Origin of the sequence: Acidaminococcus sp. (assembly GCA_022482815.1) — a bacterium.
Taxonomy (GTDB): Bacteria; Bacillota; Negativicutes; order Acidaminococcales; family Acidaminococcaceae; genus Acidaminococcus.
The window spans coordinates 2,539,350-2,555,324 of sequence record JAKVOM010000001.1 but is presented as its reverse complement, the minus strand read 5'-3'; the positions used below and the strand labels follow the sequence as shown (position 1 = coordinate 2,555,324).

At 48.8% G+C, this 15,975-nt stretch carries 19 protein-coding genes; all 19 read left to right on the top strand.

From position 1 onward, the window contains the following. The first annotated feature begins 176 nt into the window (after positions 1–176). Positions 177–767, top strand: a complete 591-nt coding sequence (gene fapR, locus LKE33_11035; GenBank protein MCH3951453.1) for a transcription factor FapR — start codon at positions 177–179, stop codon at positions 765–767. After that, complete coding sequence (gene plsX, locus LKE33_11030; GenBank protein ID MCH3951452.1) at positions 751–1,773, top strand: phosphate acyltransferase PlsX; 1,023 nt, start codon at positions 751–753, stop codon at positions 1,771–1,773. The genes fapR and plsX overlap by 17 nt, the downstream gene beginning before the upstream one ends. Beyond that, positions 1,773–2,783, top strand: coding sequence for a ketoacyl-ACP synthase III (locus tag LKE33_11025; GenBank protein MCH3951451.1), 1,011 nt, complete (start codon positions 1,773–1,775; stop codon positions 2,781–2,783). The genes plsX and LKE33_11025 overlap by 1 nt, the downstream gene beginning before the upstream one ends. After that, complete coding sequence (gene fabD / locus LKE33_11020) at positions 2,780–3,727, top strand: ACP S-malonyltransferase (GenBank protein MCH3951450.1); 948 nt, start codon at positions 2,780–2,782, stop codon at positions 3,725–3,727. Before LKE33_11025 ends, fabD begins: the two co-directional genes overlap by 4 nt. Position 3,728: 1 nt before the next feature. Continuing rightward, positions 3,729–4,472: a 3-oxoacyl-[acyl-carrier-protein] reductase gene (gene fabG / locus LKE33_11015; GenBank protein ID MCH3951449.1), complete on the top strand. Its 744-nt coding sequence runs from the start codon at positions 3,729–3,731 to the stop codon at positions 4,470–4,472. A 38-nt stretch (positions 4,473–4,510) separates the two neighbouring features. After that, complete coding sequence (locus LKE33_11010; GenBank protein ID MCH3951448.1) at positions 4,511–4,753, top strand: acyl carrier protein; 243 nt, start codon at positions 4,511–4,513, stop codon at positions 4,751–4,753. A gap of 84 nt (positions 4,754–4,837) precedes the next feature. Continuing rightward, positions 4,838–5,791 carry a nitronate monooxygenase gene (locus LKE33_11005; protein ID MCH3951447.1) on the top strand — a complete coding sequence of 318 codons (954 nt, stop codon included), beginning with the start codon at positions 4,838–4,840 and terminating at the stop codon, positions 5,789–5,791. 13 nt (positions 5,792–5,804) lie between these two features. After that, on the top strand, positions 5,805–7,052 hold the full coding sequence (gene fabF, locus LKE33_11000) for a beta-ketoacyl-ACP synthase II (protein MCH3951446.1): 1,248 nt from the start codon (positions 5,805–5,807) through the stop codon (positions 7,050–7,052). Further along, positions 7,052–7,759, top strand: coding sequence for a ribonuclease III (rnc, locus tag LKE33_10995; GenBank protein ID MCH3951445.1), 708 nt, complete (start codon positions 7,052–7,054; stop codon positions 7,757–7,759). The genes fabF and rnc overlap by 1 nt, the downstream gene beginning before the upstream one ends. Before the next feature lie 77 nt (positions 7,760–7,836). Further along, positions 7,837–8,853, top strand: a complete 1,017-nt coding sequence (locus tag LKE33_10990) for a radical SAM protein (GenBank protein MCH3951444.1) — start codon at positions 7,837–7,839, stop codon at positions 8,851–8,853. Further along, positions 8,834–10,036, top strand: a complete 1,203-nt coding sequence (locus LKE33_10985) for an alanyl-tRNA editing protein (protein ID MCH3951443.1) — start codon at positions 8,834–8,836, stop codon at positions 10,034–10,036. The genes LKE33_10990 and LKE33_10985 overlap by 20 nt, the downstream gene beginning before the upstream one ends. Before the next feature lie 76 nt (positions 10,037–10,112). Continuing rightward, entirely contained in the window at positions 10,113–10,814 is a 702-nt protein-coding gene (locus tag LKE33_10980) for a transposase (GenBank protein MCH3951442.1), read from the top strand. Continuing rightward, positions 10,811–11,731 (top strand): IS3 family transposase, encoded by a 921-nt coding sequence (locus LKE33_10975; GenBank protein ID MCH3951441.1) that lies wholly within the window; start codon positions 10,811–10,813, stop codon positions 11,729–11,731. The genes LKE33_10980 and LKE33_10975 overlap by 4 nt, the downstream gene beginning before the upstream one ends. Positions 11,732–12,243: 512 nt before the next feature. After that, on the top strand, positions 12,244–12,996 hold the full coding sequence (gene rpsB, locus LKE33_10970) for a 30S ribosomal protein S2 (GenBank protein MCH3951440.1): 753 nt from the start codon (positions 12,244–12,246) through the stop codon (positions 12,994–12,996). A 43-nt stretch (positions 12,997–13,039) separates the two neighbouring features. After that, complete coding sequence (gene tsf, locus LKE33_10965) at positions 13,040–13,924, top strand: translation elongation factor Ts (protein MCH3951439.1); 885 nt, start codon at positions 13,040–13,042, stop codon at positions 13,922–13,924. Between the two features lie 286 nt (positions 13,925–14,210). Continuing rightward, positions 14,211–14,936: a UMP kinase gene (gene pyrH / locus LKE33_10960; protein ID MCH3951438.1), complete on the top strand. Its 726-nt coding sequence runs from the start codon at positions 14,211–14,213 to the stop codon at positions 14,934–14,936. Then, entirely contained in the window at positions 14,936–15,499 is a 564-nt protein-coding gene (frr, locus tag LKE33_10955; GenBank protein MCH3951437.1) for a ribosome recycling factor, read from the top strand. Before pyrH ends, frr begins: the two co-directional genes overlap by 1 nt. Next, positions 15,499–15,744 (top strand): hypothetical protein, encoded by a 246-nt coding sequence (locus LKE33_10950; GenBank protein ID MCH3951436.1) that lies wholly within the window; start codon positions 15,499–15,501, stop codon positions 15,742–15,744. The genes frr and LKE33_10950 overlap by 1 nt, the downstream gene beginning before the upstream one ends. Further along, positions 15,728–15,904 carry a 4Fe-4S binding protein gene (locus LKE33_10945; GenBank protein MCH3951435.1) on the top strand — a complete coding sequence of 59 codons (177 nt, stop codon included), beginning with the start codon at positions 15,728–15,730 and terminating at the stop codon, positions 15,902–15,904. Before LKE33_10950 ends, LKE33_10945 begins: the two co-directional genes overlap by 17 nt. Positions 15,905–15,975 lie beyond the last annotated feature (71 nt).

Genomic DNA, 15,975 nt, shown 5'->3' with positions numbered 1-15,975 from the left:
ACTGCTTTTTCGGCCAAAGGCCGTACTGCCGGTACTTTTTCTCCACGCTCTGGCCTTTTTCTATTCCATACTGTAAACTATATGTGACAATAAGGCCTGAAAAGTTGCAATTTATGGTTTATCACCTTATAATAATGTCTGTTGTTAGGACTAGGTACTAAAAGTAGGTGAAAGTTATGGGCTCTGCCGCAAATAAAAAGCTTCGTCAAACAAAATTGCAGACGCTTCTTGCGAAGAATCCCTTTCTGACTGATGAGAACCTGGCCGAACAGTTTGACGTCAGTATCCAGACCATTCGTCTTGACAGGCTGGCTCTTGGCATTCCGGAACTGCGTGAAAGAACGCGGTATATGGCCGAGAATGCCCAGAAAAAGCTGCAGTCCATCACGAGTGACGATATTGTCGGTGAACTGATTGACCTGGAAATCGGAGTCAGCGGGATTTCCATGATGACTGTCACCAAAGAGATGGTCCTGCAAAAGACGGGTGTTGCCCGCGGGCAGTATATGTTCGCACAGGCAAATTCACTGGCACTTGCCGTGATCGATGCTCCGGCCGCAGTGACCGGGGTGGCTAATGTCAAGTATAAGATCCCCGTCTACAGTGGTTCCGTGCTCGTTGCTCGAGCTGAAGTAAAAAGGAAACAAGAAGATAAGTATACAATCTGGGTGAAAATCAGGAACAACCGAAAGGAAGTTTTCAGAGCGAAGTTCCTGATCACAGCCTTGCCTGAAGAGAGGAATCAGGAAAATGAAAATCGCGGTTGATGTTATGGGGACCGACTATGGTCCTGCTGAAATCATCAAAGGGGTTTTGGAAGCAGTAGGGGAGTACGGCTGTGAGGTCGTCCTGGTCGGTGATCAGGATGTCATCAAAGCTGAACTGCAAAAGGAACACCAGGAAAACAATCCGAAAGTTTCTATCCATCATGCCAGTCAGGTAATTGAGATGAAAGAACACCCTGGCATCAGTGTCAAGAAAAAGAAGGATGCCTCCATCGTGGTGGCTACGCATCTGCTCCATGAAAAGGAGTGCGATGCTCTCGTCTCTTCAGGAAGTACAGGTGCTGCCGTGGCTTCGGCCCTGTTCGGCCTCGGCCGTATCAGAGGCATTGAACGTCCGGCCATTGCAACGGTGATTCCGAGTATTACGGGTGCTACTGTGCTGCTTGATTCCGGGGCTAAAGTTGATACGAAGCCGGAGCAGATGGTGCAGAGTGCCATTATGGGATCGGTTTATGCAGAGCTTCAGCTTGGCATCAAAAATCCCCGCGTCGGGCTCCTTAATATCGGCGAAGAGGAAACGAAGGGCAACGAACAGACACTTGCCACGTATCCGCTGATGAAACAGGAGAAACATATTAACTTTATTGGTAATGTGGAAGGCCGTGACATCAATAAGGGCACGGTCGATGTGGTTGTCTGTGACGGATTTACAGGGAACGTGGTCCTGAAGACCATGGAAGGCCTGGGCATTGCCATTGTAGATATTTTCAAGAATACCATTTTTTCGAGCGGCATCATGGCAAAACTGGGTGCGCTCCTGATGAAACCTGCTCTTGAAAAGATGAAGCACAAAATGGATGCTTCTGAATATGGCGGGGCTCTTTTACTGGGCGTCCGTGCACCGTTTATTATTTGTCATGGCAGTTCCAAAGCCAAGGCCATCAAAAATGCCGTTCGTGTGGCCATGGAACTGACGGAAAAAGATGTAGTAGGCCGTATTCGCAAAGAAATCATGCACGATGAAGACGAAAGTGGTGAGCTAAAGTAATGACCCCATTTGGAGTCGGATTTCTCGGTATGGGATATGATGTCCCGGAAAAAGTTCTTACGAATTTTGACCTTGCAAAATTGATGGATACCAGTGACGAGTGGATTCGGACCCGTACTGGTATCGTTCGGCGGCATATTGCCGCCCCTGATGAAGCCACTTCTGATCTTGCCTTCAGAGCAGCAAAACGGGCGCTTGCTGATGCCCGGATTACTGCAGAGGAGCTTGACCTGATTGTTGTTGCTACCGAATCGCCTGATATGAAGTTTCCGTCCGTGGCCTGCATGCTGCAGGACCGTTTGGGAGCATCCCATGCAGCCGCTTTTGACCTGGCGGCAGGGTGTTCCGGTTTCGTCTATGCCTGCGCCGTTGTGAGCCAGATGATTGCTTCCGGACTTTATCGCCACATCCTTGTGGTAGGCGCGGAGACTCTCTCCCGTATTCTGAACTGGAAGGACCGCAGTACCTGCATCCTCTTTGGAGACGGAGCCGGAGCCGTTGTTCTCGGCCGTGTGGAACCGGGATACGGAATCTTGGCGGTAAGCCTCGGCGCGCAGGGATCCGGAGGACAATTCCTGAACCTTCCTGCCGGCGGATCGCGCAGACCGGCCTCCCATGAGACGGTTGATGCGGGGGCACATTTCCTTCATATGAACGGTTCGGAAGTATTTAAATTTGCCGTAAAGACGGTTCCCCGCTGCACTTTGGATGTTCTAAAGAAAGCGGGCCTGACAGTGGCGGATATTGATCTGCTGATTCCGCACCAGGCAAACCTGCGAATCATTGAATCCGCTGCAAAGAGACTGAATTTCCCAATGGAGAAAATTGTAGTCAATGTGAATGAGTATGCCAATACATCAGCGGCTTCCATTCCTATTGCACTTTGCGAGGCATGGGACAAGGGCCGCATCCATAAAGATGATCATGTGGTCATGGTCGGTTTTGGAGCCGGTCTGACCTACGGATCACTGGCTGTAAGATGGCAAAAAAACAAGGAGGCAAAATCATGAGTAAAATTGCTTTTATGTTCCCTGGACAGGGAGCGCAGAAAGTCGGCATGATGAAGGAACTGTACGATAACTATGCCGTCGTGAAAGATGTTTTCAAGGAAGCTGATGAGGCACTTGACTTTTCTATGACGGACCTGATCTTCAAGGGCCCGGAGGATCAGCTGCGTCTGACCTATAACACACAGCCCGCTATTCTGACCTGCAGTGTTGCTGCTCTCAGAGTTCTGGAAGAAAATGGTGTGAAACCCGCTGTGGCTGCCGGTCATAGCCTGGGAGAATATTCCGCTCTTGTGGCCGCCGGTGCCATGAGCTTTGCTGACGCCGTTCGTACGGTTCGTCAAAGAGGCCGTTTTATGCAGGAAGCGGTTCCTGTCGGTCAGGGTGCCATGGCTGCCATCATTGCTCTTGATACGGAAAAAATCAAAGCTATCTGCGCCGATGTCGCTGCCAAGACCGGTCAATGCGTACAAGCTGTCAACTTCAACTGCCCGGGCCAGGTTGTTATTGCCGGCCACACGGAAGCGGTTCAAAAAGCGGCTGATGCCATGAAGGAAGCTGGCGCAAAGCGTGCCATTATGCTCGCCGTCAGTGCACCTTTCCATAGTGCCCTGATGCAGCCTGCCGCAGACAGACTTGCTGAAGTACTCGATAAAATTGATATCAAGGATGCTGCTATTCCTGTCTATGCCAATGTAACGGCTAAACCGGAAACCAAGGGCGATGAAATCCGCAAGCAGCTCGTAAAACAGGCTGCCAGCCCCGTTCTGTGGGAAGATACCGTTCGCAACATGATGGCAGACGGTGTAGATACGTTTGTGGAAGTCGGACCCGGTAAGACCCTGTGCGGCTTCATTCGTAAAGTAGACCGTTCCTACACGGCGCTTAACGTGGAAGATATGGATAGTTTGGAAAAATCTCTTGCTAAATTGAAGGAGGTCAGATAAAATGACTTTGATTGGCAAAGTAGCACTGGTAACGGGGGCTTCCCGCGGAATCGGTCGGGCTATTGCTCTTACCCTTGCTAAGGCTGGGGCCGATATCGCAGTAAACTACGCCGGCAATACGGCCGCTGCCGAGGCTACGGCAGAAGAAATCCGCAAACTCGGGCGCAAAGTTATGCTGTGCAAATGCAGCGTTGCTGACACCGATGCCTGCCAGGAAATGGTCAAATCCGTCGTTAAAGAGATGGGCCGTCTGGATATCCTCGTCAATAATGCCGGAATCACCCGTGACGGACTGCTCATGCGCATGAAGGAAGAAGACTGGGATGCCGTGCTGACTACCAATCTGAAGGGCGTTTTCAACTGCACAAAGGCCGTTATGCGGACCATGATGAAGCAGAAGAGCGGTCGTATCGTCAATATGGCCTCCGTAGTCGGAGAGATGGGCAATGCCGGTCAGGCCAATTATGCCGCTGCCAAAGCCGGTGTCATTGGTTTTACCAAGGCGGTAGCCAAGGAAGTCGCTTCCCGCGGTATTACGGTCAATGCCGTAGCCCCCGGGTTCATTGCAACCGATATGACGAAGGTGCTGAGCGATGAAGTGCAGAGCCAGATGCTGACTGCCATTCCTCTGGGACGGCAGGGCCAGCCTCAAGATGTTGCCAATGCAGTTTCTTTCTTTGCTTCGGAAGAAGCTGCTTATATAACCGGCCAGGTTTTAAATGTGGACGGTGGCATGGTAATGTAGTATGATTAATGGATGGAGATTGAAGGGAGGTGAATGGAATGAGCGAACAGAGTACTTTTGAAAAAGTAAAGGCAATCACCGTTGATCAGCTGAGCGTTGATCCTGATGATGTAAAGATGGACTCTACTTTCATCGATGACTTAGGAGCTGATTCCCTGGACATTGTGGAGCTGATCATGGCATTTGAAGAGGAATTCAATACTGAAATCCCCGATGATGTTGCTGAAAAGATCCGTACCGTGAAAGATGCAGTTGAACTGTTGGATAAAGCAGACAAATAATTTGTCACCAGAATTCGGAAGGTCCCTGCGGGGACTTTCCGAACTTTATCCATGATCTTTTTCATCCTGATTGGGGGAGTTTTCTTGAAATTGCCAGAGCTTAAGATTGGTGATAAAGTTGCCACGGTGCCTATTGTACAGGGTGGTATGGCAATTCGCCTGTCTACGGCGAAACTTGCGGCTTCGGTGGCAAATGAAGGCGGTATTGGCCTGATTGCTGCTTCCGGTCTGCCGTTTGACCAACTGCGCAAAGAAATCCGCCTTGCCAGGAAATTATCCAACGGCAAGGGAATGATTGGTATCAACGCGATGGTGGCGGCGCGTGAGTTTAAGGGACTTATCACAACCGCAGCCGAGGAAAAAGTCGATTTGATTGTGGCCGGCGCAGGCTTTTCCCGTGATATGTTTTCTGTCGGCAGGGAATATGGGGTACCCATTGTTCCCATTGTTTCATATGCTAAATTAGCGAAAATTGCTGAACGCCTGGGCGCTTCCGCCATTGTGGTAGAAGGCACAGAGGCCGGTGGTCATCTGGGAACCCAGCGTTCGATAAAAGATATTCTGCCGGAAATTTTATCCGTTGTGAAGATTCCAGTGATCGCTGCAGGCGGCGCTATTACAGGCCAGGATGTGGCGGATCTTCTTCATATGGGAGCAAGCGGAGTCCAGATGGGCAGCCGTTTTGCAGCCAGTGAGGAATCCAACGGTGCACCGGCATTGAAAGAATTTTATTTGAAAATGACCAAGGATGACGTGGTTCAGATAGATAGTCCGGTTGGTTTTAAGGGAAGAGCTGTCCTCAGTCCTTTCTCCAAGGCCATTTTGGAAGGGCGCGCTCCCGCACCGGAAAAGTGCGACCGCTGCCTGAAGCATTGTTCCCGGAGTTTTTGCATCATCCGGGCCCTGACGCGAGCTCAACAGGGAGATTTGGAAACTGGCCTTGTTTTTACCGGCGCCAATATGTGGAAAATCAAAGAAATTCTTCCTGTTCATGAAATTTTTAGAAGATTAAAAGCAGAATTAAGTCAATCTTTATAATGAGGTGATCCTTTTGAAGCGTAGAGTCGTAGTAACAGGTGTCAGCGCCATCACTCCTATTGGTATCGGCAAGGATGAGTTTTGGAAGAACCTGATTGCAGGGAAGTCCGGTATCGCCCGGATTACCCGTTTTGACCCGGAACGGACGGCTGTAAAAATTGCCGGTGAAGTCAAGAACTTTGATTTTGCCAACTATGGTGACCGTAAGGAAGGCAGACGGATGGATCGTGTAACTCAGTTTGCTGTAGCCTGCGGCAAGATGGCTTTTGAAGATTCCGGACTGAAGATGGAAGACGAAGACCCGAAGCGTATCGGTGTCTGCGTAGGTTCAGGTATCGGCGGTATGGAAACTTTCCTGGAAGCTTCTCAGAAGCTGGCAGAAAAGGGCCCGAGCCGCATCAGCCCGTTCTTCATCCCTATGGAAATTCCGAATATGTCGGCTGCCCAGATTGCTATTACCCTGGGTCTTAAGGGCCCGAACACGGCTATTGTCACGGCTTGTGCAACGGGTACCAACTGCATCGGTGATTCTCTCCGTACCATTCAATACGGGGATGCAGATGTGATGCTGGCCGGCGGTGCAGAAGCTGCCGTTACGGAACTGGCCATTGCCGGTTTTGAAAACATGAAGGCTTTGTCCCGCAACAATGACGAGCCGGAAAAAGCTTCCTGCCCGTTCGATAAGAAAAGAAACGGTTTTGTCCTGGGCGAAGGTGCCGGGATCATCGTACTGGAAGAACTGGAACACGCCAAGAAGAGAGGCGCTCATATCTATGCTGAACTGATTGGGTATGGCTTCAATTCCGATGCTTACCACATCACTGCTCCTGAACCGACTGCTGAAATGCAGGCTGACTGCATCATGGCTGCTATCAAAGACGGTGGTATTACGCCGGATGATGTCAGCTACATCAACGCACATGGTACTTCTACCCATGCCAATGACCGGAACGAAACGATTGCCTGCAAGAAGATTTTCGGCGACCGTGCCAAGAAGGTGCCTATCAGCTCCAACAAGTCCATGACGGGCCATCTGCTGGGTGCTGCCGGCGGTATGGAAGCCGTTGCTTCCGTGCTGACCATTGAAAACGGCATCATTCCTCCGACCATCAACTATGAAGATGTAGACGTAGAAGAAGGTCTTGACCTTGACTATGTTCCGAATGTCGCCCGCAAGGCAGATGTGGATGTGGTTCTGTCCAACAACTTTGGCTTCGGCGGCCATAACGCCAGCATCTGCTTCCGTAAATATAAAGGCTGATGAAGAAAGCGCGTGAAGAAGCGCTGACGGAATTTCTAAACAGTCTCCATATTACGATGCAGGACCTGTCGCTTATGGACACGGCGCTGACCCATTCTTCCTATGCGTACGAAGTAAAGGCAGAAAAGCGTCCGGAATTCAATCAGCGTCTTGAATTTTTGGGTGACTCCGTGCTGAGTCTTGTTGTCAGCACATATCTGTATAAGCAGCATCCTGAAATGGATGAAGGCAGGCTTTCCAAGTTTCGTGCCTTTCTGGTATGCGAGGAAACACTGGCCGAGCTGGCAGCGGATATGCACCTGGGGCAGTATCTGCTCCTTGGCAAAGGGGAGCAGCATCTTGACGGGGAGAAGAATCCTTCCATCCTGGCTGATGCTTTTGAATCCGTAATTGGGGCGTACTACCTCGATGAGGGATATGAAAAAGCTTCTCAACTCCTCTACGAACTTTTGATCCGGCGGATTCCGGAACTCACTGACGGCGGCATCAGCCGCGACTACAAGACAAAGTTCCAGGAGCTGGTCCAGAAAGACGGCCCGGTGGATATCGAATACAAGTTGTCTGCCATGGAAGGGCCTCCGCACAACCGCACCTTTATCATGAAAGTTTTAGTGAACGGCAAGGAATGTGGTACCGGCAAAGGACGGACCAAAAAAGCCGCCGAGCAGTATGCAGCGAGAGTCGCCTTTAAGAATTTTTCAAAATGAACCATACACCGTTAGAACGTGAAGCAATGCGTTTTAGCGGTGTATTTTTTAAAATAGGAGAGAAAGGAAAAGACGGCATGGCTGAAAATAAACATACTATTATTCCCGTATTCATCTCCTTTGCCGGCTGTCCCCATCGCTGCGTGTTCTGTAATCAGCAGGTCATCAATGGTCAGCAGGATAACAGCCTTGCTTCTGCCAAAAGGCAGATTGCCGAAGCGGAGCAGTGGGTGAAACCAAGCTCCCGGAATGAGCTGGCATTTTTCGGAGGTTCCTTTACGGCGCTTCCTCTGGAAAGACAGAAGGAGTTACTGACTCTCGCTGATAATAAGCGTAAGGAGGGCCTTTTTGGAGAACTGCGCCTTTCCACTCGGCCCGATGCCATTACGCCGGAAATTCTGGAGCAGATGAAAGCTTTTCACGTGAAAACCGTAGAACTTGGTGTGCAGTCACTGGATGATGAAGTCTTAAAACGCGCTGAAAGGGGCCATACCGCACGCGACGTAAAAGATGCTGCGGCGCTTCTCCGGCAGTATGGTTTTTCCGTCGGGCTTCAGCTCATGGTCGGGCTGCCCGGGCAGGATTGGGAAAGTCTTCGCCGGACGTGTCATGAAGTTTGTGAACTGGCACCAGACTGTGCAAGAATCTATCCGCTCCTTGTCATTGCCGGAACTAAGCTTGCTTCATGGTATCAAAAAGGCGAATATACACCGTTATCCCTGAAAGAAGCCGTGGTTCAGACGGCCTATCTGCATGAACGCCTGGAAGCACATAACATCCAAGTCATTCGCATGGGTCTGCAGCCCGATAAGGAACTGTGCGCTCCCGGGCACATCCTTGACGGGCCGTTTCATCCGGCCTTCGGGGAACTGGTACGATCCTATGAATATCGAATTTCTATCCAATCGCTTATTGAAGCGCAGCCCGATGGGAATTATAATATGATTATTACTTGTCCGGAACGACTTACTTCCATTCTTCGCGGGCAGCATCGCTGCAACATTCGTGCCTGGGAAGCAAGCGGCCGCATCCATGTGGAGTTCCGAAAGGGAGATAAGGTAGGGGTGAATTTTTATGACAGAGAAACTTTATGAAAATGATTCGATGCTGAAGTCTTGTGTTTCCAAAGTGACCGAATGCCGCCAGAAAGACGATCATTTTGAAATTCTGCTGGATAAAACCGTCATTTTCCCGGAAGGCGGCGGGCAGCTCTCCGACCAGGGATGGCTGAATGATGTTCCTGTGTATTATGCTTCTGAAGAGGGCGAGAACGTCTGGCACTGGACCCATAAGGCAATAGAGACAGGTATGATAGTTACGGTTAAACTGAATTGGGACATTCGCCTCGACCGGATGCAGCAGCACTGCGGGGAACACATGCTGTCTTATGCGTTCTGGTCTTCCTGCAAAGCGAACAATGTCGGTTTCCATATGAATGAAGAAAGTGTCTTTATCGATCTCGATAAAGAAGTGACTGAGGAAGAGGTCAAAAAGGCAGAGCTTTTGACGAATCAGGCCATCTGGGAAAATAATCCGATTACCCTGCATTACGTACAGCATACAGAACTTGGCCGCTTCAATCTTCGCAAGAAAAACGATAAACTGCGCGGCACCGTGCGCCTTGTCGACATTAAAAACGGTGATACCTGTACTTGCTGCGGTACGCATCCTCCTTTTACAGGTATGGTCGGCTGCGTGAAGGTCATTCGTTTTGTTCGTCATAAAGGCGGCAGCCGGATAGAATTTCTCTGCGGACGCCGTGCCGTGGAAGAAATGTACAAACGGAATTACATCCTGGAAGAAACGAGCAATGTGCTGTCTGTAAAGGCTGAAGAAGTACTTGATGCCGTAAAGAAGATGCACCAGGAAATCCTTGATCTGCACTCCCAGGTAAGAGAAAAAGCTCAGGCGCTGTTTAAACACGAACTTCCGGAAATTCTCGAAAAAGCTCCTGTACTTCCGGACGGAACTAAATTTGTCTGGATTGAGACGACGGGATCTCCTGCGGACGGCAAGAGCATAATGAAACTCGTTTCCGCCCAGAAAAATGTCTTTGCAGGAATCATTCTCAAAAATGGCGATCGTCTGATGTATCAGTTTGCGGCACCGAAAGGTTCTTCCATCAACTGCCGTGAAATCTGCCAGATGGCCAATACAGCCTTTGAGGGCCGCGGCGGTGGTGGTAATGCTACTGCCCAGGGCGGCGGCACGGCCGGTGCAGACTGGAAAGAAAAAGCAGAAGCCCTGAAAAACGAAGTACTGGCAAAGATCCAATAAACCCGCAGGCCGCCGGTTGATATGCTCCCCTTAAGACGGAGAAAAAAATTATGTCAATGTTTTAAGGAGGCATGTCATGGTAAAGAGCAATAATAAATTCATCTCTCCTGAGATTAAACTCAATGCTGTCAAAGATATCCTTGAACACAGATCCAACACCTACCAAGTGGCTAAAAACCTTGGTATCCGGCGGCAGAACGTTTCTGTTTGGGTAATGAATTACAAGAACGAGGGCGCAGAAGCCTTTTCCCCGAAAAAGGGAAAGAAAACCTATCCCCTTTCCCTTATGGAAAATGCCGTTGAGGATTATCTGAATGGTAAAGGCAGCTACATTCAAATCTGTAAGAAATACAAGATCCGTTCCCCCAGGGTTCTTGCAGACTGGGTTAAGCATTATAATATTCATGGAGAATTAGATTCTTACGCTTATCAAGAGAGATGTGATAAATCCATGAAAGGTAAGGCAAGTACCCTTGAAGAACGCTGCAAAATCGTCAAGGAATGTCTGGAATCCAACCGTGATTACCGTTCTGTAGCCGAAAAATACGGTTATTCCTATCGTCAGGTCTACAACTGGGTTAAACGCTACGAAAAGGACGGGAATTCAGGACTGGCCAACCATCAGGGCAGACCCAAGAAGAAACCGATGGATCCTTCCCACAAGGAAACAAAAGATGAGGAACTGGTGCGCCTGAGACAAAAAGTCAAGGATCTCGAATTGGAGATTTTGCTTCTAAAAAAACTGGACGAGTTGACGAAAAGGAATCGCTTTCGTTGACTCGTAATCGTAAGCAGTATGAAGCGATTCAAGAGGTTTGCGAGGAAAATGGGGCTTCCGTGCAAAAGTGTTGTGCTATCCTGCACGTTTCCCCCTCTGCCTACTATAGCTGGCGCAAGACGCCCCTTAGCCTGAATGAGCTCATAAACAAGGGGATCTGCTGCCATATTCTCAGGCTTCATATTAAATATCCTGAAGCGGGATACCGCATGATGGCTGATAAATTAAGGGAAGAATGCAACATCGATATCTCTGATAAACGGTGTTACCGTCTTTTCCGTAAGCTGCATATTCATTCCCAGATTAAGTGGAGACCAAAGGGCTGCACCCACAGCTGTGTGGGTAAGGACAGTCCACGCAAAGCAGAGAACGTACTGAACAGGAAATTCCATGCAGACATGCCTGACCAGAAGTGGGTGACAGATGTATCCGAATTCCGGCTTAACATTCCAGGCCCTGTCAGTGGAACTTATATTGTTAAACATCTCTATTTAAGCGCGATTTTAGATCTATATGACCATAGAATTGTATCCTATGCGATGAGTGACCGTAATGATACACCTCTTGTTATGGAGACTTTCAGGAAAGCCTTCAAACAGAATCCCAATGCACATCCATTGGTCCATACAGACCAGGGTTTTCAATATACAAGCAATGAATATCTGGAAATGGCGGAACAGTACAACTTAACAAGAAGTATGTCCAGAACCGGCAGATGCCTTGATAATGCCCCAATAGAAGGGTTCTGGGGAATGTTAAAGCGGGAAAGAATCTATATGCATACATACTACAGTATCGAAGAACTGGAGTGGGATATCCGGGATTACATTCTATATTACAATACAAAGAGAACTCAACGTAAACTGATGAGAATGTCCCCGATAGCGTTCCACAATTTCTATGCCAGTGCTGTTTAAGAATATGTAAGAAATGATACATTTTTAAGCAGGATTTTGAAATGTTTTAGTCTCCGCTTGACGGGGAGCACACCAGGTGGCGGGTCGCTCTGTAAGAAGCAAACCGTAAACGGTTTGCTGTGAATTAATGAAAAAACAGGAATTGTGAAGAATTTCTACAAAGTACCTTTACAGTTCCTGTTTTTGTATTTCATTTAGGCCGACAGGTCGTACCGTTGGGGCTGTATGCTAAAAGCCAAAGGCCAAAAGCGATTTTTGTTTTCCATTCCATTTTGCCGCAGTCCTTACAAATTTGCCGACAAGCCGCCTCCGGCGGCCACAGCTTCGCAGCATCACCCACTTTTACGCGTGATGCTGATTTGCCCCTTGAACGACATTCCTATTTTGTGCTATAATCTCACTTGGCTGTGAACTCACAGCAATATACACTACACACGCAGCGTTTGACGTTACTGTCCTTTTCGGAGGGAATTCGGAAAATAGCTGCGGCGGTAAAAACAGGAGGAAGTATTATGGCAATTGTATCAATGAAGCAACTCTTAGAAGCAGGTGTTCACTTTGGTCATCAGACCAGACGCTGGAACCCGAAGATGGCTCCTTACATCTTCACGGAACGCAATGGTATCTACATCATTGACCTGCAGAAGACTGTTAAGAAGGTAGAAGAATGCTATGCATTCCTGCGTGATCTCGCTGCCCAGGGCGGTAAAGTCCTGTTCGTCGGCACCAAGAAGCAGGCTCAGAGCGCTATCAAGGAAGAAGCTGAAAGAGCCGGCATGTTCTATGTCAACGAAAGATGGCTCGGCGGCATGCTGACCAACTTCAAGACCATCCAGACCCGTATCAAGAGACTGCATGATCTCGAAAAGATGGAAGAAGAAGGCACTTTCGATGTACTGCCTAAGAAGGAAGTCATCGTTCTCCGCCATGAAATGGCTAAACTGGAAAAATACCTCGGCGGTATCAAAGATATGAAGAAGCTGCCGGATGCTATTTTCGTTATTGACCCGCGCAAGGAACACAATGCAATCATGGAAGCCCGTAAGCTCCACATCCCTGTGGTTGCAACGGTTGATACCAACTGCGATCCGGATGAAATTGATTATCTGATGCCTGCAAACGACGACGCTATCCGTGCCGTACGTCTCCTGACCAGCAAGATGGCTGACGCTATCCTGGAAGGTAAGGCAAGCGCTGTGGATGAAGAAGAAGTCGCTGCTGAAGAAGAAGCCAAGGTTGAAGAAACGGACGAAAAGGCTGAGTAATCCACTTTAGGATAACGGGATATCATCTTTAGGAGGAATAAGCATGCAAATTACTGCTAGTATGGTAAAAGAACTGCGTAGTCGTACCGGCGCAGGCATGATGGACTGCAAAAAGGCCCTGACTGCTACCGACGGTGACATGGATAAAGCAATTGACTATCTGAGAGAGAAAGGTCTTTCCAAGGCTGCCAAGAAAGCAAGCCGCGTAGCTGCTGAAGGTATTGTAGAATGCTACATCGATGAAGCCAACAAAGTAGCTGCTCTCGTAGAAGTAAACTGCGAAACCGACTTCGTGGCCAACACGGATGAATACAAGAACATGGTTAAGGCTCTGGCAAAGCACATTGCCGAAAACAAGCCGGCTGATATGGATGCCCTGAAGAATCAGGAATTCAACGGCACGGGCAAGAAAGTCAGCGAAGTACTGACCGAAGCTGTTGCCAAGATTGGTGAAAAGATTGATCTCCGCCGCTTCACGGTATATGAATACGGCGATCATACGCTGGGCCATTACATTCATGGCGCAGGCAAGATCGGCGCTATGGTTGAACTCGAAGGCGGCGATGAAGAAGTGGCTAAGCACGTGGCAATGCAGATTGCTGCTGCTGCTCCTTCCTGGCTGGATCGTACCCAGGTTCCGGAAGATGTACTGAACCATGAAAAAGAAGTACTGTCCGAACAGGCTAGAAACGAAGGCAAACCTGAAAAGATCATTGAAAAGATGGTTATGGGCCGTCTCCAGAAGTTCTATAAGGAAAACTGCCTCGTTGACCAGGAATTCATTATGGATAATGACAAGAACATCAGCGGCCTGCTGAAGGAACATGGTGCCAAGGCTCTGAGATTCGTGCGTTATCAGCTGGGCGAAGGCATTGAAAAGAAGAAGGAAGACTTCGCTGCTGAAGTGAAGAGCTTCATGAACAAATAAGCTTTTCTTTAAAACACAATATAAGGGGACACTGTACGGTGTTCCCTTATTTTTTGAGAAGATTCGGCCGGATTCATGCTGCTGCAGAAGGAGATGGCCTGCAGTATTTTCAGGCTGACACGCTATATTTTTCAGGAAGACAAAGGACAGCTCATAATCCGTAAGAAGATACAGCAGATGAATTATTGTTCTGATAGGTGATTTATCCTTGCATGAACAGGCAAATTCTCATATAATGGCATTAGGTTATTTTGCACGTGTCAGAATCCATGGGAGGGACAGTTTGATGTCGGCAAAAAGAAAATTCAAACGCGTAATTCTCAAACTTAGCGGAGAGGCTTTAGCTGGAAATAAAGGCTTTGGTATCGATCCCGTAACGGTAGACAGCATTGCCGGTCAGATTCAAGCTGTACGTGAAAGTGGGCTGGATGTCGCAGTCGTCAATGGCGGCGGCAATATCTGGAGAGGACTTTCGGGCAGCTCCAAAGGTATGGACAGAGCCACTGCCGATTACATGGGCATGTTGGCTACAGTTATCAATTCCCTGGCTTTACAGGATGCTTTGGAAAACCGCGGCGTACCTACTCGTGTACAGACGGCTATCGAAATGCGACAGATTGCTGAACTGTATATCCGCCGCCGTGCTATACGGCACCTTGAAAAGGGCCGTGTCGTGATCTTTGCGGCTGGTACCGGTAACCCGTACTTTTCTACGGATACTACGGCAGCTCTGAGAGCCGCTGAAATTGAAGCCGACGCTATCTTGATGGCAAAGAAGGGCGTTGACGGTGTTTATGACAGTGATCCAAAGGTTAACCCGAATGCCAAGAAGTTTGATCATCTGGATTACATGGATGTCATCCAAAGAGAATTGGGTGTCATGGATTCCACAGCAATCAGCCTCTGCATGGACAACCATATTCCCATTGTCGTGTTTAATATCGACCAGAAAGGGAATATTATGAGGGCTGCCGCAGGGGAGGAAATCGGAACCCTGGTAGGAGGACTTTGATGGCTACGATTGAAGAATTAAAGACAAAAAGTGAAGAAAAAATGACGAATGCGGTCAAGGCATTACGTTCTGAACTGGCTGCCATTCGTACGGGCCGGGCTACGCCGGCTTTGCTGGATCGAATCAAGGTTGACTATTACGGAACCCCGACTCCGATAAACCAGCTGGCCAACGTTTCGGTTCCCGAACCGCGTATGATTATGATTCAGCCGTGGGATAAATCTCTGCTGAAGGCCATTGAAAAGGCCATTATGACAAGTGACCTCGGCATCAATCCGAACAACGACGGCACTGTGATTCGTCTCAGTCTGCCGATTCTGACGGAAGAACGCCGTAAAGAACTGGTGAAGGTCGTCAACAAAAAGGGCGAAGCTTCCCGCGTAGAAATCCGCAATATTCGCCGTGACTTCAATGATGGCGTCAAGAAGGCTCTGAAAGCAAAAGAAATCACGGAAGATGATGCCAAGGATGCTACGGACATCAGCCAAAAGATGACGGATAAGTTTACCAAACAGATTGAAGAAGTCCTTGAGAAGAAAGAAAAGGAAGTTATGTCGGTTTGATGAGTGCATCCCAAGTACCTGACCTTTTGGCAAGACCGCTGCCTCTGGCCCTTAAAATGGCAGAAGAAGCAGGGTGGACCGTTGAGGTCAAACGGGCGGAGCCTTTTTTCCGCCGCAAAGAGCTAGTCTGGTCTGACAATCATGCTTATGTACTTAAGCAGATTATCGGGCCTGACCATAAATTACTATTAATTGTCGGTTGTCAATTTGAAAGGGGGTGCACTGCTCATGGCACACAAGATTGATCAAGACGCTTGCATCGGCTGCGGTTCCTGCGCTGGTACCTGCCCCGTAGGCGCAATCTCTGAAGACAATGGCAAGTACAAAGTTGATGAAGCTACTTGCATCGACTGCGATGCTTGCACCGGCGGTTGTCCGGTAGGCGCTATTAAAGCTGCTGACTAATCTCAGTCTTTAGGCGCAATGCGCAGCCCGCATTTGCAGGCTGCGCTCATTTTTTATAGGGGAAAACAGAA